The organism is Streptomyces tibetensis (assembly GCF_007655005.1).
GTDB classification, from domain to species: domain Bacteria; phylum Actinomycetota; class Actinomycetes; order Streptomycetales; family Streptomycetaceae; genus Streptomyces; species Streptomyces tibetensis.
In genome coordinates this window covers 225701-251645 of sequence record NZ_SZVW01000011.1, presented here as the reverse complement: position 1 = coordinate 251645, position 25945 = coordinate 225701, and the positions used below count along the sequence as shown (strand labels likewise).

28 protein-coding genes are annotated in these 25945 nt (G+C 68.7%); 10 read left to right on the top strand and 18 right to left on the bottom strand.

Going from position 1 to position 25945, the window contains the following annotated elements; genetic code table 11:
• Positions 1-254 precede the first annotated feature (254 nt).
• Complete coding sequence (locus FDO69_RS20405) at positions 255-1478, bottom strand: trypsin-like serine peptidase (RefSeq protein ID WP_104781287.1); 1224 nt, start codon at positions 1476-1478, stop codon at positions 255-257.
• 331 nt (positions 1479-1809) lie between these two features.
• Here FDO69_RS20405 and FDO69_RS20400 point away from each other — a divergent pair, with 331 nt between their 5' ends.
• The 4 genes from FDO69_RS20400 (at position 1810) to FDO69_RS20385 (ending at position 8721) form a co-directional block, all read left to right on the top strand.
• Positions 1810-3294: an aminotransferase class III-fold pyridoxal phosphate-dependent enzyme gene (locus FDO69_RS20400; RefSeq protein WP_104781286.1), complete on the top strand. Its 1485-nt coding sequence runs from the start codon at positions 1810-1812 to the stop codon at positions 3292-3294.
• Between the two features lie 291 nt (positions 3295-3585).
• Positions 3586-5610, top strand: a complete 2025-nt coding sequence (locus tag FDO69_RS20395; RefSeq protein ID WP_420878521.1) for an IucA/IucC family protein — start codon at positions 3586-3588, stop codon at positions 5608-5610.
• A gap of 83 nt (positions 5611-5693) precedes the next feature.
• Positions 5694-6527 carry a GNAT family N-acetyltransferase gene (locus FDO69_RS20390; protein ID WP_234388011.1) on the top strand — a complete coding sequence of 278 codons (834 nt, stop codon included), beginning with the start codon at positions 5694-5696 and terminating at the stop codon, positions 6525-6527.
• A gap of 217 nt (positions 6528-6744) precedes the next feature.
• On the top strand, positions 6745-8721 hold the full coding sequence (locus FDO69_RS20385) for an ATP-dependent DNA helicase (RefSeq protein WP_104781285.1): 1977 nt from the start codon (positions 6745-6747) through the stop codon (positions 8719-8721).
• Between the two features lie 173 nt (positions 8722-8894).
• Here FDO69_RS20385 and lexA read toward each other — a convergent pair whose 3' ends face one another.
• Entirely contained in the window at positions 8895-9674 is a 780-nt protein-coding gene (lexA, locus tag FDO69_RS20380; protein WP_104781284.1) for a transcriptional repressor LexA, read from the bottom strand.
• Between the two features lie 619 nt (positions 9675-10293).
• Between lexA and nrdR the strand changes: the two genes are divergently transcribed.
• Both nrdR and FDO69_RS20370 read left to right on the top strand, forming a co-directional pair.
• Positions 10294-10854: a transcriptional regulator NrdR gene (gene nrdR, locus FDO69_RS20375; RefSeq protein WP_104781283.1), complete on the top strand. Its 561-nt coding sequence runs from the start codon at positions 10294-10296 to the stop codon at positions 10852-10854.
• A 162-nt stretch (positions 10855-11016) separates the two neighbouring features.
• Positions 11017-13908, top strand: coding sequence for a vitamin B12-dependent ribonucleotide reductase (locus FDO69_RS20370; protein ID WP_104781282.1), 2892 nt, complete (start codon positions 11017-11019; stop codon positions 13906-13908).
• An 83-nt stretch (positions 13909-13991) separates the two neighbouring features.
• Here the strand turns inward: FDO69_RS20370 and FDO69_RS20365 are convergent, their stop codons facing one another.
• On the bottom strand, positions 13992-14525 hold the full coding sequence (locus FDO69_RS20365) for a TerD family protein (RefSeq protein WP_104781281.1): 534 nt from the start codon (positions 14523-14525) through the stop codon (positions 13992-13994).
• Between the two features lie 154 nt (positions 14526-14679).
• On the opposite strand from FDO69_RS20365, the gene FDO69_RS20360 reads away from it, so the two are divergent.
• From FDO69_RS20360 to FDO69_RS41275, 3 genes are all read left to right on the top strand, one after another.
• On the top strand, positions 14680-15285 hold the full coding sequence (locus FDO69_RS20360) for a YdbC family protein (protein ID WP_104781280.1): 606 nt from the start codon (positions 14680-14682) through the stop codon (positions 15283-15285).
• A gap of 278 nt (positions 15286-15563) precedes the next feature.
• Entirely contained in the window at positions 15564-16196 is a 633-nt protein-coding gene (locus FDO69_RS20355) for a histidine phosphatase family protein (RefSeq protein ID WP_104781279.1), read from the top strand.
• Between the two features lie 729 nt (positions 16197-16925).
• Positions 16926-17096, top strand: coding sequence for a hypothetical protein (locus FDO69_RS41275; protein WP_159030632.1), 171 nt, complete (start codon positions 16926-16928; stop codon positions 17094-17096).
• A 64-nt stretch (positions 17097-17160) separates the two neighbouring features.
• Here the strand turns inward: FDO69_RS41275 and FDO69_RS20350 are convergent, their stop codons facing one another.
• From FDO69_RS20350 to FDO69_RS20330, 5 genes are read right to left on the bottom strand one after another with little or no spacing between them, the layout of a single operon-like run.
• Positions 17161-17343, bottom strand: a complete 183-nt coding sequence (locus FDO69_RS20350) for a hypothetical protein (RefSeq protein ID WP_104781278.1) — start codon at positions 17341-17343, stop codon at positions 17161-17163.
• A 2-nt stretch (positions 17344-17345) separates the two neighbouring features.
• Positions 17346-17558 (bottom strand): hypothetical protein, encoded by a 213-nt coding sequence (locus tag FDO69_RS20345; protein WP_104781277.1) that lies wholly within the window; start codon positions 17556-17558, stop codon positions 17346-17348.
• Positions 17555-17977: an ATP-binding protein gene (locus tag FDO69_RS20340; RefSeq protein WP_104781276.1), complete on the bottom strand. Its 423-nt coding sequence runs from the start codon at positions 17975-17977 to the stop codon at positions 17555-17557. Before FDO69_RS20340 ends, FDO69_RS20345 begins: the two co-directional genes overlap by 4 nt.
• Positions 17978-18017: 40 nt before the next feature.
• Positions 18018-18926: a phage terminase large subunit gene (locus tag FDO69_RS20335; RefSeq protein ID WP_104781275.1), complete on the bottom strand. Its 909-nt coding sequence runs from the start codon at positions 18924-18926 to the stop codon at positions 18018-18020.
• A 4-nt stretch (positions 18927-18930) separates the two neighbouring features.
• A complete protein-coding gene (locus FDO69_RS20330) occupies positions 18931-19419 on the bottom strand; it encodes a hypothetical protein (RefSeq protein ID WP_104781274.1) in 489 nt (162 codons plus the stop codon).
• 538 nt (positions 19420-19957) lie between these two features.
• On the opposite strand from FDO69_RS20330, the gene FDO69_RS20325 reads away from it, so the two are divergent.
• On the top strand, positions 19958-20428 hold the full coding sequence (locus FDO69_RS20325) for a hypothetical protein (protein ID WP_234388010.1): 471 nt from the start codon (positions 19958-19960) through the stop codon (positions 20426-20428).
• Positions 20429-20440: 12 nt separating this feature from the next.
• On the opposite strand, the gene FDO69_RS20320 is transcribed toward FDO69_RS20325, so the two are convergent.
• The 10 genes from FDO69_RS20320 to FDO69_RS20275 all read right to left on the bottom strand — a co-directional run bounded on the left by FDO69_RS20320 (position 20441) and on the right by FDO69_RS20275 (position 25925).
• Entirely contained in the window at positions 20441-20650 is a 210-nt protein-coding gene (locus FDO69_RS20320) for a helix-turn-helix domain-containing protein (protein ID WP_199838298.1), read from the bottom strand.
• 133 nt (positions 20651-20783) lie between these two features.
• Positions 20784-21272 (bottom strand): hypothetical protein, encoded by a 489-nt coding sequence (locus FDO69_RS20315; RefSeq protein WP_138430132.1) that lies wholly within the window; start codon positions 21270-21272, stop codon positions 20784-20786.
• Positions 21273-21283: 11 nt separating this feature from the next.
• Positions 21284-21895, bottom strand: a complete 612-nt coding sequence (locus FDO69_RS20310) for a hypothetical protein (protein ID WP_234388009.1) — start codon at positions 21893-21895, stop codon at positions 21284-21286.
• Between the two features lie 109 nt (positions 21896-22004).
• Complete coding sequence (locus FDO69_RS20305; RefSeq protein ID WP_138430131.1) at positions 22005-22400, bottom strand: hypothetical protein; 396 nt, start codon at positions 22398-22400, stop codon at positions 22005-22007.
• A 78-nt stretch (positions 22401-22478) separates the two neighbouring features.
• Positions 22479-23327, bottom strand: coding sequence for a hypothetical protein (locus FDO69_RS20300; RefSeq protein ID WP_104781268.1), 849 nt, complete (start codon positions 23325-23327; stop codon positions 22479-22481).
• Positions 23328-23332: 5 nt separating this feature from the next.
• Complete coding sequence (locus FDO69_RS20295) at positions 23333-23983, bottom strand: hypothetical protein (RefSeq protein WP_104781267.1); 651 nt, start codon at positions 23981-23983, stop codon at positions 23333-23335.
• A 103-nt stretch (positions 23984-24086) separates the two neighbouring features.
• The gene (locus FDO69_RS20290) at positions 24087-24467 is read right to left on the bottom strand and encodes a hypothetical protein (protein ID WP_104781266.1); all 381 of its coding nucleotides are present in this window, start codon (positions 24465-24467) and stop codon (positions 24087-24089) included.
• Positions 24464-24715, bottom strand: coding sequence for a hypothetical protein (locus FDO69_RS20285; RefSeq protein ID WP_104781265.1), 252 nt, complete (start codon positions 24713-24715; stop codon positions 24464-24466). The genes FDO69_RS20290 and FDO69_RS20285 overlap by 4 nt, the downstream gene beginning before the upstream one ends.
• Positions 24712-24981, bottom strand: coding sequence for a hypothetical protein (locus FDO69_RS20280; protein WP_104781264.1), 270 nt, complete (start codon positions 24979-24981; stop codon positions 24712-24714). Before FDO69_RS20280 ends, FDO69_RS20285 begins: the two co-directional genes overlap by 4 nt.
• On the bottom strand, positions 24981-25925 hold the full coding sequence (locus tag FDO69_RS20275; RefSeq protein WP_159030631.1) for a phage antirepressor KilAC domain-containing protein: 945 nt from the start codon (positions 25923-25925) through the stop codon (positions 24981-24983). Before FDO69_RS20275 ends, FDO69_RS20280 begins: the two co-directional genes overlap by 1 nt.
• Between the last annotated feature and the right edge of the window lie 20 nt (positions 25926-25945).

Genomic DNA, 25945 nt, shown 5'->3' with positions numbered 1-25945 from the left:
ACACCCCACTATGCCCGGGGAGTTGAGGGTGTACCGGGGTGAGCCGGTGAAGGTTTCCGAGAGCCCCCGGGGTTGATGTCATGTGCCCGGGGGCTCAGCTGCGCCGGGCGTGCTCCGGGCACTCGGCGCAGCCCGGAGCGTTCGGATGCCCGGAGCGTTCGGGTGCGTGGCGCCGCCCGGAGCGTTGGGGCGCGGGTACGCCGTCGCTGTCGTCGTCGCCGCCGTAGCTGTCGACGGCGGGGTTCAGGGAGCCGTCACCGACCGGCGAACTTCTTGCTGACCGAGTCGTACACGCCCTTTGCCACGTCACCCAGGCGCGGTCCGGCCAGCCAGCCCGACGTCACCGGGCCGATCGAGGTGTTGGACACCAGCGCCGGCTTGCCGTCCCAACCGGTCGCGACCCAGCCGCCGCCGGACGAGCCTCCGGTCATGGTGCACCCGATGCGGTACATCGTCGGATCCGACGCGTTGATCGACAACCGCCCGGGCCGGCTTTCGCACTGATACAGCTTCTGCCCGTCGTAGGGCTTCGCGGCCGGGTAGCCGATCGCTACGACGCGCTTCACCCGGGGCACCGCGGGCGCCTTGAACTCGACCGGCAGCGCCGAACCGACCATCTCCTCCAACGACTTGCCGCCGCTGCTCTTCTCCGGCGTGACATGGATGACCGCGAAGTCGTACGGTGCGCCCTCACCGCCCGTCGAACCGCCCTGTTCGATCCACTGGTCCGAGGTCTGCGCCCAGTCGCCCCACCAGACACCGTAGGGAGCGACGTCCTCGCGGGTGGCGTTCTCCAGCTCCGCCACCGGCCTGCCGTCGTCGTTGTACGACGGCACGAACGCGATGTTGCGGTACCAGCCGCCCTTCTTGCCCGCGTGCACGCAGTGGCCCGCCGTCCACACCAGGTTGGACTTGCCCGGGTGCGCCGGGTCCTTCACCACGGTCGCCGAGCAGACGGCCGATCCCTCGGGGGAGTCGAAGAACACCTTGCCGGCCGTGGGGGCGTTGGCGTGGTACGACGGCGGCACAGCCCGCGCCGGGACGGGACCGGGGGTCGCGTCGGTCACGCCTTGGTCCTCGGCGATCTCACCCTCGTCGACGCCCTGGTCGGGCTCCTCGGCCTCCCGCATGCGGTCCGGGTTCCAGAGCCCCTCGATGATCGGGTTGACGTACTCGTTGGCCTCGCGCAGCCAGTCGTCCCGGTCCCAGTTCTTCCAGGCGCCGTTCTTCCACTTGTCGATGTCTATCCCGTGCTCGCGGAGCCGGTCCCTGACATCGGCCGGGATCTTGAGCTTGCCGTCATCGGAGGCGGTGGCGGACGCGGAGGCCTGACCGTCAGCCGTCGCATCGCCCGACTCGCAGGCGGTGGCGGTCAGGGCGAGCGCCGAGGCCAGGGCCACGGCTGCCAGGACGGGGGAGTTCCTGCGGCCGGCCCTCCCCCCTCGGACGGTATGGGACGACGGCCGTGTGGATCGCATGATCTGACTCCCCCTGGTGCGGAACGAACGTGGACGAACCGGCGCTTGGGCCCCGATTCCCGCTGCATCGCGGGAAGTTCGGGGCGACCTCGCGGTGTCCGGGAACGGCATCACACACTATGCGGTGGCTGTGGGGGCGACCCGACGGATCCGCAACAGTTCCGTCACGGAAAGGATCTTGAGGCAACCCGTAACCCGGTGAGAGGTCCGGGGTTGGTAGCGGTGGGGGGCCTGCTGTCTGTGCGCGGTCCTCTGTGCCCGTGCGCAGTGGGAGGTCGGGAAAGTCGTGGCGGAATCCACCCGTGGGGGTTGTGCACCTGAGGAGGCCGCTGTGGGGGGCAGGCAGGCGACATCCCTCCTCGGTGGAGCGCTGGAAGACACCGCCCCTGCGCCCCGCTCCGCGCACGAGGGAATCCTGCGCCGCCATGCCGCCCGCGAATCCGCCGCCCGGACCTATGCCCGTGCCCTGCCGATCGTTCCGGTGCGGGCCCGGGGACTCACCATCGAGGGCGCGGACGGCCGCCGCTACCTGGACTGCCTCTCCGGCGCCGGCACCCTGGCCCTCGGCCACAACCACCCGGTCGTCCTGGAGTCCCTCCGCAAGGTGCTCGACTCGGGCGCACCTCTGAACGCTCTCGATCTGGCGACACCCGTCAAGGACGCCTTCCTCACCGAACTGTTCCGCACTCTGCCACGGGGCCTCGCGGATCGGGCGCATGTGCGGTTCTGCGGGCCGGCGGGCAGCGAAGCCGTCGAGACCGCCTACGCGCTTGTCCGCGCCGCGACCGGCCGGAGCGGTCTCGTGGCGTTCACCGGCGCCGGTGGCGGAAGTACCGCCAGAGCTCTCGGTGTCACCTCCGCTGAGGCCCATGACGCACGGATCGCCCGGCTGCCTCACCCGCAGGACCACCGCTGCCGCTTCGGCGCCGGGGGCGAGCGCGGGGCCGACCTCGCGGCCCGCTGGGCCGAGTCCCTCCTCGACGGCCCCGCGTCCGGGGCGCCACTGCCCGCCGGGCTGATCGTCGAACCCGTTCAGAGTGAGGGCGGGGTGATCCCCGTCCCCGACAGCTGGCTGCGGCGCGTGCGACAGCTCACCGCCGACCGGTCCGTCCCGCTGATCGCCGACGAGATCCGGACCGGCGTGGGCCGGACCGGTGCCTTCTGGGCGGTCGAGCACAGTGGCGTGACCCCCGACGTGATGGTCCTCTCCGACGCCATCGGCGGCAGCCTGCCGCTGGCGGTCGTGGTCTACCGCGACGACCTCGACGCCGCAGAACCCGGCACCCCCACCGAATCCTTCCCCGGTAACCAGCTCGCCATGGCCGCCGGCACGGCGACCCTCGCCCACGTCCGCGAGAACGCCCTCGCCGAGCGCGCGGCGACCCTCGGGGCGCGCATGCTGAACCAACTCCAGCAGCTCGTCTCCGATTTCGCCTGTATCGGTGATGTGCGGGGGAGAGGGCTCATGATCGGCGTAGAGCTGGTGGACCCGGAGGGGGAAGCGGAACCCAGCTCTTCCGGTGCGACTTGGGCTGTGGAGTGCGGCATGGAGGAGTGCGGCATGGAGGCGTCGGTGAGGCCGGACAACGGGCCCCCGCCCCTCCCTGCCGCTCCCGAACTGGCTGCTGCGGTCCAGCGGGAGTGCCTGCGGCGCGGCCTCATCGTCGGACTCGGCGGCCTGCGCGGAAGCGTCGTCCACCTGCTGCCGCCTTTGACCATCACCGATGAACAAGCGGCCGCCGTACTGGACCGCTTGGCCGACGCGGTCCGGGCGGCGGCTCGGTGTTGTGGTGCCGGCACGGCAGCCGCACCGTGAACGCGGTGAACCCGCACGGGGGGCGTGAGAGCCCGCGCGGCATGCCTGCGCACCACGAATGCGCCACCGATCGCCGGGCGCCCACGCCCCAAGGGCCATGACTCCCGCAGGCGATGACCCGTGCAGGCCGCGAGCCGTGAGTCCCGCAGGCCCGCGAGCCGTGAGTCCCGCGGGCCACGGGCCTCACGCTCCGTCGGCCGTGACTCCCGCACGCCCTTCCGCCCGCCGCTCGACATCGCACCCCCGCATGCCGCGCCGAGTGAAGCTCTTCGGCCCGCCGCACCCACCCGCATGATTCCGGAACCACCCGATGAGGTACTCGCAGTGAACTCCACCTCCCACCCCCACGATCACGCCCCCACCTCGGGACGAAGCTCCGCCGACGCCTGGCCGTCGGCGGTGTCGCCGAGCCCGCGCGTCCCTCACCAGCGGCCGGCGGCGAAACCCGCCCAGGAGCCGAGCGCAAGCCATGACGGTGACCCCCTGGAGCATCCCGACCCGCACACCGTCGCCCAGGCCGCCGCCGTGGAGAACCTGCTCCGCTGCTGGACGCGCGAGACCAACGCGCCCGCCCCGGCCGACGGCGTCCTGCACGTCCCCCTTCCCGCCAGCGGCACGAGCCTCCTCGCACCGGTGCGTTACTGGTCCCCGACGGGCTGGCACCGCTTCGGCCCTCCCCGTCTCGCCGGTGCTCCCGAAACCGCCCCACCCGCCGACGCCGTCACGATCGCCGCCTTGCTCACCAGGGAGACGTCCACACACTCCCCCGGAATCAGCCGGGCCCACGCCCCCTCCCTCCCCACGCCCGCCCCCAACTCCGCCCCTTCCGGATCCCTCGACGGCGTCGAGCTCGTCGCGGGTGTTGCCGACTCCCTCCGACGCGCCGCCGGCTTCATCACCGACCGCCGGGAACGCCCGGCCGACGGCCCCGACCTCTTCCTGTCCGCGGAACAGGCACTCGTCCTCGGACACCCCCTGCACCCCACACCGAAGAGCCGCGAAGGACTCACGGAGGCCGAAGCAGCGCTGTACTCACCCGAGTTGCGCGGCTCCTTCCCCTTGCACTGGATGGCTGTCGCTGCCTCCGTCCTGGCCACCGACTCCTCCTGGACCGAACGCGGCCGCCCGGTCGCCGCACCCCTGCTCACCGCCCTGCTCGCCGGGACCGGAGCGCCGTTGCCGGAGGGATACGCCCTCCTGCCTCTGCACCCCTGGCAGGCAGACGAGGTCCGGCGCCGTCCGCAAACCGCAGCCCTGCTCGACACCGGGCTGCTCCGTGACCTCGGCACCCACGGCCCGGACTGGCACCCCACCTCCTCCGTACGAACCGTCTACCGAACCCATGCCCCCGCGATGCTCAAGCTCTCGCTGGGCCTGCGCATCACCAACTCCCGCCGTGAGAACCTCCGCAAGGAACTGCACCGCGGCGTCGAGGTCCACCGCCTGCTCCGCAGCGGCCTCGGGCAGCAGTGGCACGCCGTGCACCCGGGCTTCGACATCGTCCGGGACCCGGCCTGGCTCGCCGTCGACAGCCCGGACGGCGACCCGGTGCCCGGACTGGACGTGGTGATCCGCCACAATCCGTTCAGCCCCTCCGACGACGTCTCCTGCGTCGCCGGCCTCCTCTCGCCGTGCCCGTGCCCCCCGACCCCGCCTGAGGGGGCTTCGGGGCGTCCTGACCAACACGGCCCGACCCTGCCGTCCCGTCTGGCCGAAGTGATCACGCGTCTCGCCCGCCGCACCGGTCGACCCCGCGCAGCCGTCGCCGTCGAGTGGTTCCTGCGTTACCTGGCCCACGTGGTGCGTCCCGTCCTCTGGCTGGACGGCGAAGCCGGCGTCGCGCTGGAAGCGCACCAGCAGAACACCCTGCTCCTGCTGGACGCCGACGGCTGGCCCACGGGCGGCCGCTACCGGGACAACCAGGGCTACTACTTCCGCGCATCGCGGCGCCAGGACCTCGACGACCGGTTGCCCGGTATCGGAGAGCGGAGCGACACGTTCGTCTGCGACCAGGTGACCGATGAGCGGCTCGTGTACTACCTGGTGATCAACAACGTGCTCGGTCTGATCGGCGCGTTCGGCTCCCAAGGGCTCGCCGACGAGCGGCTGCTGCTCGCTGCACTCCGGCGATTCCTCGGACACCTCGCCTCCGGCCCGACCCGGCTGCGCACCACGCTGCCCGCCCTGCTGCTCGACTCACCCGTCCTGCGCTGCAAGGCCAACCTGCTGACCCGGCTGCACGGCCTCGACGAACTCGTCGGCCCGGTCGACACCCAGTCCGTCTACGTCACCATCGCCAACCCCCTGCACTCCTGACCGCTCTGATCCACACTGACCACCGCTGACCCACCTCCTTCATCCCTGAGGACATGCCACCCCCTTCCAGAGAGGAGCCTCCGGTGCCTCCCGCCGACCCGATCGCCGAGACGGGTATCGCTGCCCACGACATGGCCGCTGGCCCCGACGTGGGGGCTGCCCCTGTCGCGGCCGCCGTCCCGGTCATGGCCGCCGTGGCCGCAGGCGCCGGGCCCGGAGCCGACACCGGTTCCGGGCCGGAGGCCGACCCCGATGCCGGGCAGGGGGCCGACTCGGATGCCAGGCCGGGTGCCGCCCGTGACCTCGCCGGTGTCGCGTCCGACACCGCCGCTGAGCACGACGGCGTCGACGGCCTCGACCGCATCGCCGCATGGAGCCCGGCAGACACGCCCGCAGGACGGCTCCACCTCGTCCCCGCGCGCATCGAACGCGACCTGGCGCTCATCAGCCGCTGGATGAACGAGCCGGCCGCCGCGGAGTTCTGGGAGCTGGCCGGACCGCAGGAGGTGACGCGGGACCACCTGCGCGCCCAGCTGGCAGGCGACGGGCGCAGCGTGCCGTGCCTCGGACTACTGGAGGGAGCACCGATGAGCTACTGGGAGATCTACCGGGCGGATCTGGACCCGCTGGCCCGGCATTACCCCGCCCGGCCTCATGACACGGGGGTCCACCTCCTGCTCGGTGGAGTCGCCGACCGTGGGCGCGGCCTGGGCGGTCTGCTGCTACGGGCTGTGGCCGACCTCGTTCTCGCGCAGCGGCCCTCCTGCGCACGTGTCATCGCGGAACCCGACATTCGCAACACCCCCTCCATCGCCGCTTTCCTGACCGCCGGCTTCCGCTTCTCCGCCGAGGTCGACCTGACCGCCAAGCGAGCCGCTCTCATGATCCGAGACCGGCACCTCCAGTACCTGTTGTAGCGCTGTGTCACCGCGCCATCACTCATTGAACACGGCCCGTGCCGGGACAGTTCCCGCCCGCCGCGCCGATTTCTCGAGCAGCCGTGCCACGACTCACCGTCCCGGCCGGCCGACCCCCGTCACCGCCCATCCCCGAGGAGCCCACGGTCTTGATCCCGTCCCCCGCACCCGCCTTGATCGCCCGATTGTCAGTGCAGGGTCGTAGGGTGGTCGCGCTATGACGAAGCCCTCACTCCCCGAACTCCTGCATGCCGCCGTCAGTGCCGTCGGTGGCACGGAGCGCCCCGGTCAGGTGGCCATGGCCGAAGCCGTCGAGGAAGCGATCGACGACGGCTCCCACCTGCTGGTCCAGGCCGGCACCGGCACCGGAAAGTCGCTCGGCTACCTGGTGCCCGCGCTCGCGCACGGGGAGCGGGTGGTCGTCGCGACCGCCACCCTCGCCCTGCAGCGCCAGCTGGTGGAGCGCGACCTGCCGAGAACGGTCGAGTCGCTGCACCCCCTGCTCCGCCGTCGCCCGGAGTTCGCGATGCTCAAGGGCCGGTCGAACTATGTGTGTCTGCACCGCATGCACGAGGGTGTCCCGCAGGACGAGGAGGAGGGCCTCTTCGACCAGTTCGAGGCCGCCGCGCCCACCAGCAAGCTGGGCCAGGACTTGCTGAGGGTGCGTGACTGGGCCGACGAGACCGAAACCGGCGACCGTGACGACCTCACGCCCGGCATCTCGGACCGCGCCTGGTCCCAGGTGTCCGTGTCGTCCAGGGAGTGCCTGGGCGCCTCGAAATGCGCGTACGGCGCCGAGTGCTTCGCCGAGATGGCCCGTGAGCGGGCGAAGCTCGCCGAGGTCGTCGTCACCAATCACGCGCTGCTCGCGATCGACGCCATCGAGGGCGCCCCGGTCCTCCCGCAGCACGAGGTGCTGATCGTCGACGAAGCGCACGAACTCGTCTCCCGGGTCACCGGAGTCGCCACCGGCGAACTCACCCCCGGCCAGGTCAACCGCGCGGTGCGCCGTGCCGCGAAACTCGTCAACGAGAAGGCCGCCGATCAGCTCCAGACCGCCGCCGAGGGTTTCGAACGGCTGATGGAGCTGGCGCTGCCGGGCCGTCTGGAAGAGGTCCCCGAGGACCTCGGGTACGCCCTCATGGCGCTGCGTGACGCTTGCCGCACGGTCATCTCCGCGATCGGCGCGACCCGCGACAAGTCCGTCCAGGACGAGGACGCCGTCCGTAAGCAGGCCCTGGCCTCCGTGGAGAACGTGCACGACGTGGCGGAGCGCATCACGAACGGCTCCGAGTGGGACGTGGTGTGGTACGAGCGGCACGACCGCTTCGGTGCCTCCCTGCGCGTCGCCCCCATGTCCGTCTCCGGGCTGCTGCGCGAGAAGCTCTTCGCGGACCGCTCCGTGGTCCTGACGTCCGCGACGCTGAAGCTGGGCGGCGACTTCAACGGCGTCGGCGCCTCCCTGGGCCTCGCCCCCGAGGGCACCGAGGGTGAAGACGTCCCGAAGTGGAAGGGCATCGACGTCGGCTCGCCCTTCGACTACCGCAAGCAGGGCATCCTGTACGTCGCCAAACACCTGGCGCGTCCCGCGCGCGACGGTGACCGCGCGGACATGCTCGACGAACTCACGGAGCTGATCCAGGCGGCGGGCGGCCGCACCCTCGGCCTGTTCTCCTCCATGAGAGGCGCCCAGCTGGCCGCCGAGGAACTGCGCTCCCGGATCCCCGAGTTCCCGATCCTGCTCCAGGGCGAGGAGACGCTCGGCGAACTCATCAAGAACTTCGCGGCCGACCCCAAGACCTGCCTCTTCGGCACTCTGTCACTCTGGCAGGGCGTTGACGTCCCGGGGCCCAGCTGCCAGCTGGTCGTCATGGACAAGATTCCGTTCCCGCGCCCGGACGATCCTCTGATGAGCGCCCGCCAGAAGGCCGTGGAGGACGCCGGAGGCAACGGCTTCATGGCGGTCGCCGCCACCCACGCCGCGCTCCTCATGGCCCAGGGCGCCGGCCGGCTCGTACGGGCAACGGGGGATCGGGGCGTGGTCGCGGTCCTCGACCAGCGTCTGGCGACGGCCCGGTACGGAAGCTACCTCAAGGCCTCGCTGCCCGACTTCTGGTTCACGACGGACCGGAACCAGGTGCGGAAGTCGCTCGCGGCGATCGACGCTGCGGCCCAGCAGGCGGAAAAAGAATGAGTCCCGGGTCGGCCGACGGCTCAGCCGCCGGCCGACCCTCGCGTGCACGAGCCACTGGGCCCTGAGGGCCGGCAACTGCCCCGGACAGCGCAGGGCCCCGGAACCGGCGCAGGGGTCCCGGGGCCCGGTCAAGGGGGCAGGCCCGCTGGGCCCGCCCGACGCGGTGCGCGTTGTCAGACGCGGCGCAGCACGGCCACCACCTTGCCGAGGATGGTCGCATCGTCGCCGGGGATCGGCTCGTAGGACGCATTGTGCGGCAGAAGCCAGACATGGCCGTCCTCGCGCTTGAAGCGCTTGACGGTGGCTTCGCCGTCGAGCATCGCGGCCACGATGTCACCGTTCTCGGCGACCGGCTGACGGCGCACCGTGACCCAGTCGCCGTCGCAGATCGCAGCCTCGATCATCGAGTCGCCGACGACCTTGAGGACGAACAGCTCACCGTCGCCGACCAGCTGGCGGGGGAGAGGGAAGACGTCCTCGACGGACTCCTCGGCGAGGATCGGGCCACCTGCGGCGATCCGGCCGACCAGCGGCACGTAGGACGCGGCGGGCTTGCCCGCGGTGTCCGTGGGCTGTACCGAGGCGGCCTGGTCGGAGCCGCGCACCTCGTAGGCGCGCGGGCGGTGCGGGTCGCGGCGCAGGAAGCCCTTGCGCTCCAGTGCCATCAGCTGGTGTGCGACGGAGGAGGTGCTGGAAAGGCCGACGGCCTGACCGATTTCCCGCATCGACGGCGGGTAGCCCCGTCGCTGCACGGAGTCCCTGATGACCTCGATCACCCGGCGCTGGCGATCGGTGAGTCCCGAGCTGTCCGCCCGGATGCCGGGAGGTCGGCCCGGCAGGGAGCGCTTGTGCCCCTCAGGGTTCGTGGCTTCGTTCATCGCATGCGCCGGCTCCAGTCGGCCCTGGGAGCGGTCCTGGGCAGCGATGGCGGCACTGTCTGCGGTGGTGGTCACGTCGGCCCCTCTCGATGGTCTCCCTGCTGGACAACGGTAGTTGCTTTCGAAAGGTTGCGCCAAACACACGTTCGAGTGAAAAAACGCGAATCGTCGGACGCGATCGTGTGTCCGGGTGTATTAGCGGCCGGGCCACCGGGCGGGCAAAAGGGCTCATTGCTGTACTCTTCACCGCCGGGGTGATCGCCTCGTGGACTGTGTCCCAGTCTGCCATCCGGCATTCCCCGGCCCGGGGACCAACCCTCATCTGCGCGGGAGTCCCACGCCCCCTCCTTGCGGCGCCCACGGTATCTCCGCATGTGCCGCGGCGATACGGCCGTGCGGGAACGGCTGCGGCCGCGCCCCGGGCGAAGCCGTCGGCGCCGCCGCCTCGGGGGTGGACGGGCCCCATGAGGCAGTGGCCTCGCACGTCACCTGCGCCTACGCGCGCGACACGCGAGATGCCCGTGGATGTATGAGCCAATCCCCACATCTAGTGGTTGGATTGCATCAGCAGCCCAGAAGTTGTGGTCCCCCGGGTCTCGAGGCTCTTGGTCATCGCCTATGCTTGGGGCTGCTTCGTGGGGCGCAAGATGCCCGACGAGGCTATTGAGTCTGCTGTGAGGAGGGTTGGGAGTTCATGCACTGCCCCTTCTGCAGGCACCCCGACAGCCGTGTCGTGGACAGTCGTACGACCGACGACGGCACATCGATCCGCAGGCGCCGCCAGTGCCCCGACTGCTCCCGTCGTTTCACGACCGTGGAGACGTGCTCGCTCATGGTGGTGAAGCGGTCCGGAGTCACTGAGCCTTTCAGCCGTACGAAGATCATCAACGGCGTGCGCAAGGCGTGCCAGGGGCGACCTGTCACCGAGGACGCGCTCGCCCAGCTCGGCCAGCGGGTCGAGGAGGCGGTGCGAGCCACCGGAAGCGCCGAGCTGACCACCCATGACGTGGGGCTGGCCATACTCGGCCCGTTGCAGGAACTGGACCTCGTCGCCTACCTGCGGTTCGCCTCCGTCTACCGGGCGTTCGACTCGCTCGACGACTTCGAGGCGGCCATCGAGGAACTCAGGGCGCAGACGGGACGCACCGATACGGACGACCCGGACCGCAAGGACGCGGCTGCGGAGAGCCGGGAAGACGACCGCGGGCCCGGAGGGACGAAGCAGGTCCCCGAGCCCGCAGGCGCCGCCGACTGACCGGCGAGCCGGACCCGGAAGGCAGCTCCGGGCCCGGCCGGGCGGCGGCGTGAGAAGACCTGTTGCGGGCGTGTGAGTGGGAGCCCGCAACACCAGACAGAACATCGTGCACCGGGAACAACGGGGCACTTCAGGGCGTTTTCGCCCGTACAGGGAGGCGGCATGACAGAGACGGCGAGCGGTCCGGCACGGAGTTCCCGCGCCAAGAGCGCCAAGGCGAGCAAGGGCCTGCGTGTCGAGCGCATCCACACCACTCCTGGGGTCCACCCCTATGACGAGGTGGCCTGGGAGAGCCGTGACGTCGTCATGACCAACTGGCGCGACGGCTCGGTCAACTTCGAGCAGCGCGGCGTGGAGTTCCCCGACTTCTGGTCGGTGAACGCGGTCAACATCGTCACCAGCAAGTACTTCCGCGGTGCTGTCGGCACCCCGCAGCGCGAGGTCAGCCTCAAGCAGCTGATCGACCGCATCGTGAAGACGTACCGGCAGGCCGGTGAGGACCACAAGTACTTCGCCTCGCCCGCCGACGCCGAGATCTTCGAGCACGAGCTGGCGTACGCCCTCCTGCACCAGATCTTCAGCTTCAACAGCCCTGTCTGGTTCAACGTCGGCACCAAGCAGCCCCAGCAGGTCTCCGCCTGCTTCATCCTGTCCGTCGACGACTCCATGGAGTCGATCCTCGACTGGTACAAGGAAGAGGGCATGATCTTCAAGGGCGGCTCCGGCGCCGGCCTGAACCTCTCCCGGATCCGCTCCTCCAAGGAGCTGCTGTCCTCCGGCGGCAACGCCTCCGGTCCGGTCTCCTTCATGCGGGGCGCCGACGCCTCCGCAGGAACGATCAAGTCCGGTGGCGCCACCCGCCGCGCCGCCAAGATGGTCGTCCTCGATGTGGACCACCCGGACATCGAGGACTTCATCGAGACCAAGGTCAAGGAAGAAGAGAAGATCCGCGTTCTGCGTGACGCGGGTTACGACATGGACCTGGGCGGCGACGACATCACGTCCGTCCAGTACCAGAACGCCAACAACTCGGTCCGTGTCAACGACGAGTTCATGAAGGCGGTCGACCAGGGCGGCCAGTTCGGGCTGCGCGGTCGGATGAGCGGCGAGGTCATCGAAGAGGTCGACGCCAAGGCGCTCTTCCGCAAGATCGCCGAGGCGGCCTGGGCTTGCGCCGACCCCGGCATCCAGTACGACGACACCATCAACACCTGGCACACCTGCCCCGAGTCCGGCCGGATCACCGCGTCGAACCCGTGCAGCGAGTACATGCACCTGGACAACACGTCCTGCAACCTGGCCTCGCTGAACCTGATGAAGTTCCTGAAGGACGACGGCAAGGGCAACCAGTCCTTCGAGGCCGAGCGCTTCCAGAAGGTCGTCGAGCTGGTCATCACCGCGATGGACATCTCGATCTGCTTCGCGGACTTCCCGACGCAGAAGATCGGCGAGAACACGCGCGCGTTCCGCCAGCTCGGCATCGGTTACGCCAACCTCGGCGCCCTGCTGATGGCCACCGGCCACGCCTACGACTCCGAAGGCGGCCGCGCCCTCGCCGGCGCCATCACCTCCCTGATGACGGGTACGGCGTACCGGCGCTCCGCCGAACTCGCCTCGGTCGTCGGCCCGTACGACGGGTACGCCCGCAACGCCGACGCCCACAAGCGCGTCATGAAGCAGCACTCGGACGCCAACGACAAGGCCGTCCGCATGGACGACCTGGACACCCCGGTGTGGGCCGCCGCCAGCGAGGCCTGGGGTGAGGTCCTGCGTCTCGGCGAGAAGAACGGTTTCCGTAACTCTCAGGCGTCCGTACTCGCCCCGACCGGCACCATCGGCCTGGCGATGTCCTGCGACACCACCGGTGTCGAGCCCGACCTCGCGCTGGTCAAGTTCAAGAAGCTGGTCGGCGGCGGCTCGATGCAGATCGTCAACGGCACCGTCCCGCAGGCCCTGCGCCGCCTGGGCTACCTCGAAGAGCAGATCGAGGCGATCGTCGCCCACATCGCCGACAACGGCAACGTGATCGACGCCCCCGGTCTCAAGCCCGAGCACTACGAGGTGTTCGACTGCGCCATGGGCGAGCGGGCCATCTCCCCGATGGGCCACGTCCGCATGATGGCCGCGATCCAGCCGTGGATCTCCGGCGCCATCTCCAAGACGGTCAACATGCCGGAGTCGGCGACCGTCGAGGAGGTCGAGGAGATCTACTTCGAGGCCTGGAAGCTCGGCGTCAAGGCGCTCGCGATCTACCGCGACAACTGCAAGGTCGGCCAGCCCCTCTCCGCCAAGACCAAGGAGAAGGAGAAGGCGGAGGTCACCGAGAAGGCCGAGGAGACGATCCGTACCGCGGTCGAGAAGGTCGTCGAGTACCGCCCGGTCCGCAAGCGTCTGCCGAAGGGACGTCCCGGCATCACCACGTCCTTCACCGTCGGCGGCGCCGAGGGCTACATGACCGCCAACTCCTACCCGGACGACGGTCTCGGCGAGGTCTTCCTCAAGATGTCCAAGCAGGGTTCGACCCTCGCGGGCATGATGGACGCCTTCTCCATCGCGGTCTCCGTCGGCCTCCAGTACGGCGTGCCGCTGGAGACGTACGTCTCGAAGTTCACCAACATGCGCTTCGAGCCGGCCGGTATGACGGACGACCCGGACGTGCGGATGGCGCAGTCGATCGTCGACTACATCTTCCGCCGCCTGGCGCTGGACTTCCTGCCCTTCGAGACGCGCTCCGCGCTCGGCATCCACTCCGCCGAGGAGCGTCAGCGTCACCTCGAGACCGGTTCGTACGAGCCGAGCGAGGACGAGGTCGACGTCGAGGGCCTGGCCCAGTCGGCGCCGCGTGCCCAGGAGCTGAAGGCCGTTTCCGCTCCGAAGGCCGAGGAGACGGTCAAGCCTGCCCCGCAGCAGGCCCACACCAGCGCCGAACTGGTGGAGATGCAGCTGGGTATCCAGGCCGACGCCCCGCTGTGCTTCTCCTGCGGTACGAAGATGCAGCGTGCCGGTTCCTGCTACATCTGCGAGGGCTGCGGCTCGACCAGTGGCTGCAGCTGACGACGAGCACCTGAGCCGATGACGGAGGGGCACCGCCTGCGGGCGGTGCCCCTCCCGTCGTGAGTGCCTCGTCGGTGCCGACGTCAGGGACGGTGTGCCGAGCCCATCGTCCCGGTGAAGTCCACAGGATCGCCCTCGAAACCACGGAGGCCGGCGCGGAAGCCCCACGGCCCCGAGCCGTCCCGGGCGAACTCCGCGACCGTCGCCGCGGTCGCACCCAGGACCCCGCCGAAGTCGTCCTCCGCCAGGACGGTGTAGCCCTCGCGGATACGAAGTCCGGGGTTGCGCACACTGACGAAAGTGCGCTCCGCCGGGCGCTGCTGGATGACGACACCGACGACCACGCGCGCGTACCGGACGTCGAGCCTGTCCAGTTCCAGCGTCATGACTTCGTCGTAGCCGAAGCCCTGGCCATCCTTGCTGTCCCGATTGAGGGTGATGGTGCCGTCCGGGGAGCGGCTGTCGAAGTGCACCACGTATGCGGGATCGCCGTGCGGAGCGTCCGCCAGGTAGGTCGCAGCGACCAGGTCCAGGTCGGTGGACGGCTGTCCCGCCGGACTGGGATCCCACCGCACCGCGATCTCGACCTTGCGAAGCCCCTTGTTGAGCCCGTCCACCAGAGTCCCCTTCCCCGTACCGACCCGTCCGCCGGCCCAACTGCCGGGCGCGCATGACTGTTTGTCCATCCTGCCACGCGCGCGGGTACGCACGAGGAGGAGCGGTCCAGCCGAGAGTGACCGACGCCACGCTCAGTGGCCTTACCATGGCGCGGTGCTGGTCAAGTGGATTCGCTGCACCGTGGTTGACCGCCGCGGTTTCGAGCGGGGGCAGCGGAAGTGGGCGGGGCTTCTGGGGGAGCCGGGGTTTCGCGGGCAGGGGGGTGGCTGGAGCCGGAGGCGGCCGGACGTGGCGCACGTTTTCGCGTTCTGGGAGAGCCGCGCCTTCTACGACTCCTTCATGGCACGGTCCCACCACCGGCTCTCATCGACCCAGGCGGGCACGTTCAAGGACGCCCAGGTCAGACTCTTCGACTACCGCTTCGACGTGAAGACCGGCTTCGAACCGCGGTTCACGGACGCCGACCTGCTCCGGGTGGCGCTCTGCCGTATCCACGAGGCACGGGCCGAGCATTTCGTGCTGATGCAGGAGAAGGTCTGGAACCCGGCGATGGCCGGCTCGCCCGGCATGGTGCGCGGGCTGTTCGGCGAGGCACCCGGTAACGAGTTCATGGTGCTTTCGATGTGGCGCTCGGCCGCCGAGCACGGCAAGTACCGCACGGAACGCGTGGAGCGGCTCGCCCTTCGAGCCCAGATCGAGGCGGACGTGGCGGCGCTCACCGGGGACGTCGTGGACATGGAGTCGAGCTGGACGGTCTGATTCCGGGCGGTGCGCGATCACGGGAGATGTGTGACCCGGGTGGTGCTTGCGCGCGGTGTGCTTGCTGGCGGCGTCGGCGGGTGAACCGGATGGCGTGACTCCGGGGCATGACTCCGGTGGTGTGGCTTACGGTGGGGTGACTTCGGGACGCGGACGCAGTCGTTCCGGTCGGACAAGCGTGCGACCGGAGTGATCTGCGGTGCAGGAATCGTGTGACCTACGCTGTATGGGGGCGGTGTGAGTGCTCCACGGGCCCTCACCCGATCTAGGGTCTTGGCATGGCACGACCACGGCGCATCGTCCTTGTCCGGCACGGCGAGTCAACGGGCAATGTTGATGACTCCGTCTACGAGCGTGAACCCGACCACGCCCTGGCACTGACCGGGCGCGGCCGACGGCAGGCGGAGGCGACGGGCGAGCAGCTGCGCGAGCTCTTCGGCGACGAGCGCGTCAGCGTCTACGTCTCCCCGTACCGCCGTACGCACGAGACGTTGCGCGCGTTCCACCTGGACACCGGTCTCATACGGGTGCGCGAGGAACCCAGGCTGCGCGAGCAGGACTGGGGCAACTGGCAGGACCGGGACGAGGTCCGCCTCCAGAAGGCCTACCGCGACGCGTACGGCCACTTCTTCTACCGCTTCGCCCAGGGCGAGTCCGGCGCCGACGTCTACGACCGGGTCGGTGGCTTCCTGGAGAGCCTCTTCCGCAGCTTCGAGGACCCGGACCACCCGCCGAACGTCCTCATCGTCACGCACGGCCTGGCCATGCGGCTGTTCTGCATGCGGTGGTTCCACTGGACCGTCGCGGAGTTCGAGTCGCTGGCGAACCCGGGGAACGGCGAGGTGCGGATGCTCGTTCTGGGGGACGACGGCAAGTACACGCTCGACCGGCCCTTCGATCGCTGGAAGTAGGGCTCCCTTTAGATTTTCGGTAGTTCTGGCCGTCTGACCTGCGCAAACGAGAAAGTCTCGGCTTGGGCGGCCCTCGTCATGGTGGGAGCATCGCGAGCAGGACCCCACGAAGGAGCCCCGACCGCACGGAACGGCCGGGGTCCTTCTGTGCCCTCACGAGGACGGATGCCTCCACGGCATGACCCGTGGCGGGATCTTGAGACCGGGCATGCTGGCGGCCCTGACGTAATGAGGGTTTGCGAACCATGCTATTCGGAGGCGCTGGGCTTCATCTGAGTATGCTCGGATATCCCTCGGAATCCTGAAGCTGGATGGAGCCCTCGATGCTCCTCCTCTAGCGTGCCGCGCATGTCTTCAGCGAATCCACCGGGCACTCCACCGTTCCCTCCTCGGCCTCCGGAGCCCCCGAAGGGACCGGGCGTTTGGCGGGCGTTGTCCGTCCGGAAGAGGGTCGCCGTACTCGCTCTGTGTGTCGTCGCCGCTGGCACTGCTGTAGGAGGCGTCATCGCAGCTCGGTCGGGTGGAGAGGATGCCTCGGCCTCCACCTCTGAGGATGGCAGGGCCGACGTCGTAGACTCGGAGGACGATCCTCTCCAGGGGTGCGCGGACAGTTGGAATGACGGCAACACGAATAAGGCCAGCGTCGCCTCGATTGCCACCGCTGCACAGGCCGAAAACCCGACGGCTTACGTGCATGTTGGGTTCAGTTCGGTATTCCCGGACAGGTGCATGATCACGGTCGGCAATCCGTCCACGATGTACGCCCAGCAATACCTTCAGGAGAGCGGAACTGCTTGGCCTGTCGCCCCCGCTTGGACGGGATCGGTCAACGACCTCGACGAATCGAACCTTCCGTGGAACGCGAGGATGGCGCAGGACGGGACGATCATCATTCTGTGACGAAGCCCCGGCCGTCCGTAGACGGCCGGGGCTCCTCTCAACCTCACAGGGTCCGGGGGAGCCTCTACGGCATGACCCCATGAGGGAGTGCGGAGGTGGGTGCATGCTGGCCCACGAGGACGTCCAGCGCATGGAGGAAGGCGGTGTGGGTCCCAGCGTCCTGAGCCGCCGTGATCACCTCGTCCAGGAACTCGTACGCCTGCTCGTCCGTGAGGTTGCTCAGCCAGGGGAACGCGCTGCTGTGCATGGTTACGCCTCTCGTTCCTTCTTGACGCGCTCCAGACGGGGCTCGGTCACGGTCAGCTTCTCGGCGCTCGGGGCCTTCCACCTCAGGGCGAACGAGTCGACCGCGCGCAGGATGTACGTGCCGTCCCTCTTCACGTCGCTGACGATGCCCTCCTTGCCCGCGTCGGCGTCGTACACCTGGTCGCCCACCCACGCCTTGGGCTTCTCCTCGGTCATTCGGCCGGCTCGCTCATCACCTCGGCCCAGACCTGCTTCCCCCACCGGTAGAGGTCGGTTCCCCAGCGCTCGGCGAGGGCATCGACCAGGAGGAGTCCCCGGCCGCTGGTGAGGAGGTCGTCACCGGGCTTGACGAACTCGGGCATCACCCGGGCCTTGTCGACTACGCCGATCCGTACGAACCGCTCGCTCGGCCGGGTGATGATCACCCTGATCACGCGACTGTTGGTGTGCTTGACCGCGTTGGCCACCAGCTCCGAGACGAGCAGTATCGCGGTGTCCGTCAGCTCCTCCAGGTACCAAGCGGCCAGAGCCGTCCGTACGAGCTTGCGAGCGGACTCGGCGCTCTCCTCCAGACCCGGGAGCGTCTCGGAGTATCCGGGGTGTCCCGTGTGGTGCGGCTTCGCTGACACGATCATCTGGACCTCAAATTGTCGGAGTACGACGGCCTTGGTTCAGTCAACGACCGCTCGTCTGCTCCGAGGAGGAAAAGTCCGCCGGGTGTGCATCACGCCCGACCGGAAATTTCCCGGCCTTTGTCATCACTGATGGGGCATCAGTGGCTACCGTGGGTACGTGGAGGGGAACGCGAGCCTCATCAGCGCCATGCAGGAAGCGAGCTTCAAGCAGGCCGAGTTGGCCGAGGCCGTCAACGAGGTCCTCGTCGAACATCGAGAACACGGCGCCCTCGGCCACGCACCACTCGCCGAGGATCAGGCGCTTGTACAGCAGGCCCGAGTACTCGGCCTTGCGCTGCTGGACGTAAGTGGGCGTCAGCGTGGGGTTGTCGTCGATGACGAACGTCAGCCGGGCCAGGTCCAGGTCGCTGGCCAGGTCCCGGACGTCCCCGGTGCGGGTCAGGTGGACCTGGGCCTTGTCCAGGTACTGCTTCTTCAGCCAGTGGTTCGAGCTGTCCGGGTTGCTCGTCCCGATCAGGCGCGGGTCCGCGTCCGACATGCGGGAGGTGAGCATCGAGAAGAAGCTCTCCGGCATGGTCGACAGCTCGTCGCAGTACGCACCCACGAGGGAGAGCCCGCGGATCTTGTCCTTGCTGCTCTCGTCGTTGCCGCTCGCGACGATGACGCGGCGACCGAGGAGCGTCAGGACGCCCTTGCCCTCGTTGTACGCGCAGAGCTGGGGGCCGAGCATCTCCACCAGGACGTCGATGACGTTCTGGCGCAGTGTCCTCGTGGTCTTCCCGGCCATCAGGAGGTTGCCGGGCGGCCCGTTGCGGACGAAGTCCAGCCAGTCGATCAGGGACGTGATGGTCTTCGCAGAGCGGACCGAGCCCTCGTAGATCGAGATCTGGTGCTGACGGCTGATCCGGACGGCCAGGCGCTGCTTCTTGGTCAGCGGCTGGAGGTCCATGCCGCTACTCGTCCGGCTCGGTGGGGTCGCCCATCACGCCCTGGAGGAACCGGTCGATGGCCGAGAGGTGCTTGCCGTCGTGCTCGGCGTCGAACTGGGCGAGCTTCAGGGCACGATCCAGGGCTTGGGTCGCTGCTGCCGTCAGATCCTTCGTCTCCCGGGCCGGGGGCTCCTGGAGCCACTCGGCCACGCTCTCGCCGGTGTGGCTGAAGCCGTGCACGAGGTACCGGCTCTGCGCTCGGTCGAGCTGGCGGTTGAAGAAGTCCATCAGGCGCTGCTGAGCCTGCTGACGCTGGTCCTTCAGATCGACCTGACGGGCCTCGGTGGCGGCCCTGGTGGCCTCTCTGTCGAAGGAGAGGCCCAGTCGCTGTGCGTGGTTCGTGATGGTCCCGACGGACCAGTCCATCTCCTGGGCGATCTCGTTCCTGCTGACGCCGTCAGCGTGGAGCTGACGGAGCCGCTCCTCGTCCTCGGCGGAGAAGGTTCGGGACACGGCCGGCTCACCCCCTCGCACGCGTGTGGTGACGGGTGACCGGTCAGGGGCTGACGGCCGTCAGGAGGTCTTCGCTCCAGAGATTGTTGATGTTCAGGCTCGGGTAGGCCCTGTTCGTAGGGCTTCCAGGAGGGGGCGTAGCGCCGGAAGCTCACCACTGCTCGTCAGACGAAAGGACTGACCGGTTCCTTCCGAGAGTCGGAGGAACCCAGTCGGGCGGGCGTGACCAAGGAACCCAGGCATGTACAGACGTGCCGGGATCTTGGCACGCCTGTTGGCCCAAGGTCCCGGGGAAAGGGACCCGCAGCAGTGGACACCTTGAACACGGCTTTAGGCGCAGCCGCCGCAGCCCTCGCGCTCGGAGCCGAGGTCTTCCGCTTCCTTCGTGACCGCCGGGACCAGAGGAGGTCCCAGGCGCAGGAGGAGGCTGAGGACGAGAGCTGACTCAGCTGACCGCCTGGCGCTCTGGGTGGGGCGTCAGGCGGTCATGTGCTGACGGACGTCATGACGCTCTGGGCGGCCAGATCACAGTTGAGGCATGCGTGTAGAACCCGTGTATCTCATGGATATCCTGTGCCGCCCGACTCTTCGTGCACTAGGGGATGCCGGTCGGGCTCTGAGGGGGATTGCCGTGAAACGGGTTCGGTACCGGTGGCGAGACGAATACGAGAGCGACCCGGAGTACCAACGCATCCTGGCGAGACTTGAGCTGCCGTGGTGGAAGAGGCCGGTGGTCCAGGTGGCCGTTGTCGCTTCTGCCGCAGCGTTCGTTGTGGGTGCTCTGATCGGGAATGCCCATGAAGACACGGATACGCCGTCGTCGTCGCCCTCAGCGCAGACGCAGCAGGACAACCAGCCCGCCGGACTGACCTACCAGCAGAAGCAGCAGATTCTCTTCAAGTTCTGCACGTCGTCCCAGATGCGCGGGGCGCCTGGAGACAGTTCGGCCTTCCCGACCTGCATGGCGAGCTACGAGGTGACGGACCAGGGGATGGTCATGCCGAAGTAGCCGGATCCGGGGTCAGGCGGCAGGTACGAGTACGCGCTTGGCCTTGGCCCTGGTGGCCTTCTCGGCCCTCGCGACGTCGATGTGTCGAAGGAGCTTCTGGCCTCGGTGATCGAGACCTTCGACTTTCAAGTGACCTCGGCGGATCCACGAGTAGACCGTCTGCGGGCTGACGCCCGTCAGGTCGGATGCCTCTCGGATCGTCAGCCAGAGTTCGTCCTCCATTGAAGCCCTCCAGCACATGCGAAAGGCCCCGGTCCGCCAAGAGCGTCGGGGCCTGCACGAGGACGTACCTCGCCTGCTGCGTTCGATTATGCGGTCGTTCGTTAGGGAAAGCAAGTACCGCATCTGACGGGCGTCATGACGGGTCTGGATAGTTCTCCCAGATCCTCGCGGGAAAGGGCTGGCGACGCAGGACGGCACCCATCACGGTGCGGATGTCGCCACAGATCGTCCGGAACCTCGGGGGCCATCCGTCAGGGTCTCCGACCCAGTCCGGTCGGACGTAGATTTCCGCATGGTGCCGGGCCAGCAGATGGCGTATCTGCTCGTCATGGAACCTGAGCGCCTGCTCTTCCAGGGAACGGTTCAGCCGCTGAAGCTCTGCGTGCCATTCACGGCCCGCCGGGCTTCGTTCGTCCCCCACGCCCTTCTCGAAGTGCTCCTCGATGGCGTAGCTCAGCCGGATGCACTCATTGGCCGCTGTCTCGGCGAGGCCCAGCAGATGCGTCCGCTCCGCCTCGTGGGCGGTTTTCCGCTGCTGCCAAATCACGGCTCCCGTGGAGACCACCGCACCCACGAGAGCACCGCCGAGACCGAACAGCCCCGCCACCATCTCCGGTCCCACGAATCGGCCTCCTAACTCGCTGACGGCGAGGACGTGTCGTCTTCCTCTCGCGGGTCGACGTTGGCGGGATCGGGGTCATGCAACCGTTCCAAGCGGCGCCGCTGGTTCAGCTCGTGCTGGGCAGCCCTGCGCTGCTTCTCCTCTGTGCGCTCGGAGAGGGGCGGAAGGGGATCGGAACGGATGTAGGCCGACAAGAGGTCGGTCAGCTCGTCCGTCAGCTCTGCGAGCCAGCTCACCGCGAAGAAGTGCCGGATACCGGCGGCCCTGAACCGTCTCATGACGATGAGGAGGGACTTCACGCGGTCACGAAGCGCCCGGTCCGGGATGCGGGCCACGGCCCTCTCGACGTTCTGCATGTGGTTGAAGACGGTGTCCAGGTACGCCGCGCTCTCGTCCGTACGCATCGCGGCGACGTCGCCACTGACCGATCCCAGGAACTCCCCGAGCGAGATCAGCTCGTTCAGGGCCTTGTCCGCCGCCACCTGGCCGATCTCCATGAGGCGGGCCTCCCGGGCCTGCTTCCGCTGGTGGGACAGCGTGAGCCACACGCCGCCGAAGGACGCGGCACCGCCGACTATGGCGCCACCGAAGCCGATTAGGCCCGAGAGGACTTCTGGTTGCATGCCGATCATCATGCCGACGGGACCGGCCCGGTGGGGCTGATCCCGTCAAGTCCTCGGCGGCGGGCTGTCTGGCGGACTTGCCCCGTCTTGCAGTGACTCGTAATGCGCCCTATCCGAACGGGTTGCCACCCTGTGCTTGGACTCCGGCGGTAACTGCCGCCAGGTAAGCGGCGTACGTCTCGCGCTGGTTCCACGTGAAGAGGACGGTACGGGAGTTGTTCGCGATGGCCTTCTGCGCCTCGGCGGTCGCGATCCGGAGCTGCCCGCGATCCTGCTCGGTGGCGAGCTGGACGTACCCGTTCACGAGGCGCGTGGGCTCCTTGGACTGCACCTTGATGACGTCGCCGAGGGGGATCACGGAGTCCTTGGCGCCGGTCACCTTCCCCATGAACTTGCGCTTGATCTCGGCGCGATCCGCGTAGAGCGTCACGGTCGCGACGTAACCCTTGAAGACCTGTGCTTCAGGCTGGGGTGCAGGCGCACCCTTGGAGAAGTCGTATGCCATCGGATCAGTGTGCCGCTTCCACTTGGCCTCGACCACAGTCCCCCACAACCCTTCCCATCGCCCTGCGTCATGATGCCGTCAGGCGGGCGGCAGCGCCTTCAACTCCGGCTCCTTCGCCTCCACGCGCTTGCGGGCCTCTCGGCAAGTCCCGTCAGAGCAGGGGAGCCCGGCGCTCTTCAGGGCGTCACGGATCTGTCCGGTCCCCGGCCGCTTCCCGCCGAGGGAGTCGTAGAGCGCTCTGACGATCCGATCTGCCGTGGGCTTCTGCGGACTCTGGGCAGATGTCTCCGGCTCCTCCGACACCCGGGCCGTCACGACCTCCGGGCGGGGCGTCAGAGCGGTGCTGACGGCCTTGACGGGGGACGGCTGGAGAGCTGGAGCCCACTTGGACACAGCGGGCTTCCACGGGGGAGTACCGGCTCTGGTCAGGTTCACCGTCGGCTCAGCTTTGATGGTGGGCTTCGGCATCTGAGGTCTGCGTGCGGTGGCCGTCAGGTGCAGTACGTGGGCCGCCACCGCCGGGGGAGTGGCCGAGACGATGACCACGATCCAGGCGCTCTTCTGGAGGTAACCGCCACTGATTAGGTGCTCGCAGATCTGGGCGGCCATGGCCAGAGCGAGGGCGATGATCGCACCGACGTTCGCCTGACGCCTCTCAGGGCTCCGCCTGGGGAGGCTCCCGGCTATGGCGGCGGCCACGGCGGCGTACATGCTCAGGCTCGCAGGCATGATCAGGGCGAACTGCCAGTCCCACCCGGCCAACACGGCCAGGCGGTACTCGCCCGGAGCGCTGAGCGCCAGAGCTGCGGCCAGGACGGCGGGTCGGCCGGCTGAGGTGGCGAGCCGGACCAGAGGCGGCTGGGCGGTCTCTGGACAAGGGGAAGGCCCCGCGCCGTTGGGGGACGCGGGGCTCTTGCGGAAACTCACGAGTGTCAGGCCTCCTGTGGCGTGCTGACGGCCTGGGCCTGTGCGGCTACGAGCTGGCTGTACTCACGGGCGGAGAGCTTCGCGGCCGGGCAGTAGCGGCACTCCGCCGCCCACCCGGATCCCTCCTCGCGCACCATCGTCCGCAGGTCGCACGTCGGGCAGATGACGGGCAGTGGGATCCTGACGGGCTCGATGCCGGAGACCCGTCGGAGGGTCTTCATCAGCCCCTCCACCTCCCCCGCGAAGTCGCGGATCCACTCCTGGCGACAGGCCCACTCGACGTGGTCCAGCAGGTGCTGTGTCAGGCCGCTGACGGTGCCGCTGACGGGCCTCTGACGGGTCTGCTCGGTCACTAGGTCCGCCCATGCGCTCAGGACGCCTACGACCGGCACCGGGCCCTCCTGGTCCTCGCCCGTCAGGACCGCGTCAGCACTCGGGCCGAGCAGGTTCAGCACGTCGAGTCGCAGGGGGAGCGGCGCCTCCTTCGAGGCCGACACCCGCTCGCCCTCTCCGCCCCTCTGCACGCGGTGCCGGGCCATCCAGCACTGGACGACCAGCTCGGGGAGACCAAGGAGCGCTCCGCGGATCCGGTTCCGACACTGGCGGCAGGACCGGGGAAGGTCCGTCTCCTTGCCGCAGATGCAGCACTCGGTCATCGGGCCCTCCGCAGCCGGCGGATGACCGAGACGATCAGGCCCGTGACGATGCCCAAGGCGAGAAGGTGGAAGCCGTAGTTGACGTAGTCGATCGTGGTGGGTCTCACCGGTCCTCCTGCGCCTTCTGGAACTCGTGGCGGACATCGGAGAAGTGGATCAAGGAGCCGGGAAAGAATCCGCCCAAGCCCTCGTCGAGCAGTTCGACTTCCACGATGGGGAGTTGCGGGTCGGGCACCGGCTCGTCGACCGAGTACATGCCCAGGAGGCTGTTGGCCTGGTCGGAGGTCAACATCGGCTCACCGCAGATGCCGGTCCCGTGATCGTTCTGGCAGTACCAGAACTCCCGGACGGAGGCTGTACCGAGATCGAGCACGCGGCCTCCGCCGTCGGAGACGGGCATGACACGGTGGGTCTGCCAGGCGTCCTGGGCGATCTCCGTCAGCCGGGTCGCGATCAGGTCGTTGATGTTGATCGAGATAGTCACCGGTCGTTCTCCCCGCTGTCGTTCTTGATCTCGTCGTTGTCGACCGCCGCCCAGAAGGCCTCCAAAGCGGCGTCTGCCGCCTCGTCGTGCAGCTCCACCAGGGAGCCGTCGGGGCGCTTCTCCCAGACCCGGACGGGGCGGCAGGTGACCGTCTCGATCACGGAGGACCCGTCGGGCCGCTCGTGGACCTGTATGTCCTGGAGTTCTTCCGGGCCGTGGGCCACGAAGTAGTCGTCGAAGACGCTCATCGGCCCTCCTCCTTCTCGGCCGGGCTCTGCGCGATCCAGACGCCGTTCAGGCGGCGGATCAGCCGACGCTCGCGGAGGACGCCCACGCACTTGGAGACGGTGCTTCCGGCGAACCCCAGCTCTGCGGCCAGGGAGTTGCTGTTCTGCGGCTGGTCGGCCGCAGCCAGGAACACCCAGACGATGCGGGCATGGACGGTCAGCTCTTGATCCGTCAGCACCTCACGGATCTCCTCGGCTTCCACCGACTCCGGGGTCAGGCGGGTCATCAGGCACCCCTCCGGATCATCTGGAAGATCTCGGCCTCGGTGGGGGCGGGGGCGATGGTGCGGGAGGAGACCGAGATGGCCGGCCCGGCCTTCTGCCGGTCGAGCTTCCGGAGGATGGCCTCACGGCCCTTGGGGGTGATCCGCATGGTCGCGTGCCAGCAGTTCGGCCGGGTGTCGTGGGGGTGCTTCTCCTCGCCCAAGACCAGGTAGTCGGTCTTGTCGGCGTAGGGGGTGTACTGAGTACTGCCGCACTGACGGGCCTTGGTGAAGGCCCACTTCCACTCGTGGACGATCAGGCGACGCAGCTCGCTCTCCATGATCTTCCGCTCGGGCCTGGACAGCTCTTTGGCCACCTCTCCGATGGTCCGGTTGGCGCCGTACTGGATCAGGTTGTCGTGGGCCTCGATCTTCGGGGCCGCCTCGGCCAGAGCGGCCTGGGCCTGCTCCAGCTCTCGGGCCTGCGCGGCGGCCAGCTCCAAGGCCTCGGCAAAGCTGCTGGGGATCTGGAACTGAGGAGAACGCTGCGCCTCCTCGGCGTCCAAGAGGTAGGTCCGGATCGCCTTGGACACCTCGGACTTGGTGAGGAGCTGGCCGATGTTGAGGACGGCCTTGCGGGTGAAGAGGGCGAGGGACCGGGCGTTGTAGTGGAGGCCCAGATTCGCGGCCCCACCGAATGGGGCCGCGAACTCCTTCAGTTCCTCACCGCGCAGAACCCGATAGCCGCGCTCCTCCAGCTCCGCTCGGTTGTTCTCGACGACGCTCTCGATCGTCTTGACCGGGACCTCGAAGTAGGTGGCCACCATCGGGGTGGTGACGTGGAAGCCGTTCGGCAGGGTGACGAGGGTCTTGACCTTGTCGAGCACGTCCGTGCGCTCGATGGTCTGGTCTCGCATCGAGCGGGACTCGACGAGTATCAGCTCGTTCGTGGAAGCGATGGGGGCCATCGGCATTCCTTCCGACTCAA

Excerpts from the sequence above, each read along its gene's own strand:
- FDO69_RS20405 (WP_104781287.1), bottom strand. The coding sequence starts at position 1,478 with ATGCGATCCACACGGCCGTCGTCCCATACCGTCCGAGGGGGGAGGGCC.
- FDO69_RS20395 (WP_420878521.1), top strand. The coding sequence starts at position 3,586 with ATGATTCCGGAACCACCCGATGAGGTACTCGCAGTGAACTCCACCTCC.
- FDO69_RS20385 (WP_104781285.1), top strand. The coding sequence starts at position 6,745 with ATGACGAAGCCCTCACTCCCCGAACTCCTGCATGCCGCCGTCAGTGCC.
- nrdR (WP_104781283.1), top strand. The coding sequence starts at position 10,294 with ATGCACTGCCCCTTCTGCAGGCACCCCGACAGCCGTGTCGTGGACAGT.
- FDO69_RS20370 (WP_104781282.1), top strand. The coding sequence starts at position 11,017 with ATGACAGAGACGGCGAGCGGTCCGGCACGGAGTTCCCGCGCCAAGAGC.
- FDO69_RS20355 (WP_104781279.1), top strand. The coding sequence starts at position 15,564 with ATGGCACGACCACGGCGCATCGTCCTTGTCCGGCACGGCGAGTCAACG.
- FDO69_RS41275 (WP_159030632.1), top strand. The coding sequence starts at position 16,926 with ATGATCACGGTCGGCAATCCGTCCACGATGTACGCCCAGCAATACCTT.
- FDO69_RS20350 (WP_104781278.1), bottom strand. The coding sequence starts at position 17,343 with ATGCACAGCAGCGCGTTCCCCTGGCTGAGCAACCTCACGGACGAGCAG.
- FDO69_RS20345 (WP_104781277.1), bottom strand. The coding sequence starts at position 17,558 with ATGACCGAGGAGAAGCCCAAGGCGTGGGTGGGCGACCAGGTGTACGAC.
- FDO69_RS20340 (WP_104781276.1), bottom strand. The coding sequence starts at position 17,977 with ATGATCGTGTCAGCGAAGCCGCACCACACGGGACACCCCGGATACTCC.
- FDO69_RS20335 (WP_104781275.1), bottom strand. The coding sequence starts at position 18,926 with ATGGACCTCCAGCCGCTGACCAAGAAGCAGCGCCTGGCCGTCCGGATC.
- FDO69_RS20325 (WP_234388010.1), top strand. The coding sequence starts at position 19,958 with ATGCGTGTAGAACCCGTGTATCTCATGGATATCCTGTGCCGCCCGACT.
- FDO69_RS20320 (WP_199838298.1), bottom strand. The coding sequence starts at position 20,650 with ATGGAGGACGAACTCTGGCTGACGATCCGAGAGGCATCCGACCTGACG.
- FDO69_RS20310 (WP_234388009.1), bottom strand. The coding sequence starts at position 21,895 with ATGCAACCAGAAGTCCTCTCGGGCCTAATCGGCTTCGGTGGCGCCATA.
- FDO69_RS20305 (WP_138430131.1), bottom strand. The coding sequence starts at position 22,400 with ATGGCATACGACTTCTCCAAGGGTGCGCCTGCACCCCAGCCTGAAGCA.
- FDO69_RS20295 (WP_104781267.1), bottom strand. The coding sequence starts at position 23,983 with ATGACCGAGTGCTGCATCTGCGGCAAGGAGACGGACCTTCCCCGGTCC.
- FDO69_RS20285 (WP_104781265.1), bottom strand. The coding sequence starts at position 24,715 with ATGAGCGTCTTCGACGACTACTTCGTGGCCCACGGCCCGGAAGAACTC.
- FDO69_RS20280 (WP_104781264.1), bottom strand. The coding sequence starts at position 24,981 with ATGACCCGCCTGACCCCGGAGTCGGTGGAAGCCGAGGAGATCCGTGAG.
- FDO69_RS20275 (WP_159030631.1), bottom strand. The coding sequence starts at position 25,925 with ATGGCCCCCATCGCTTCCACGAACGAGCTGATACTCGTCGAGTCCCGC.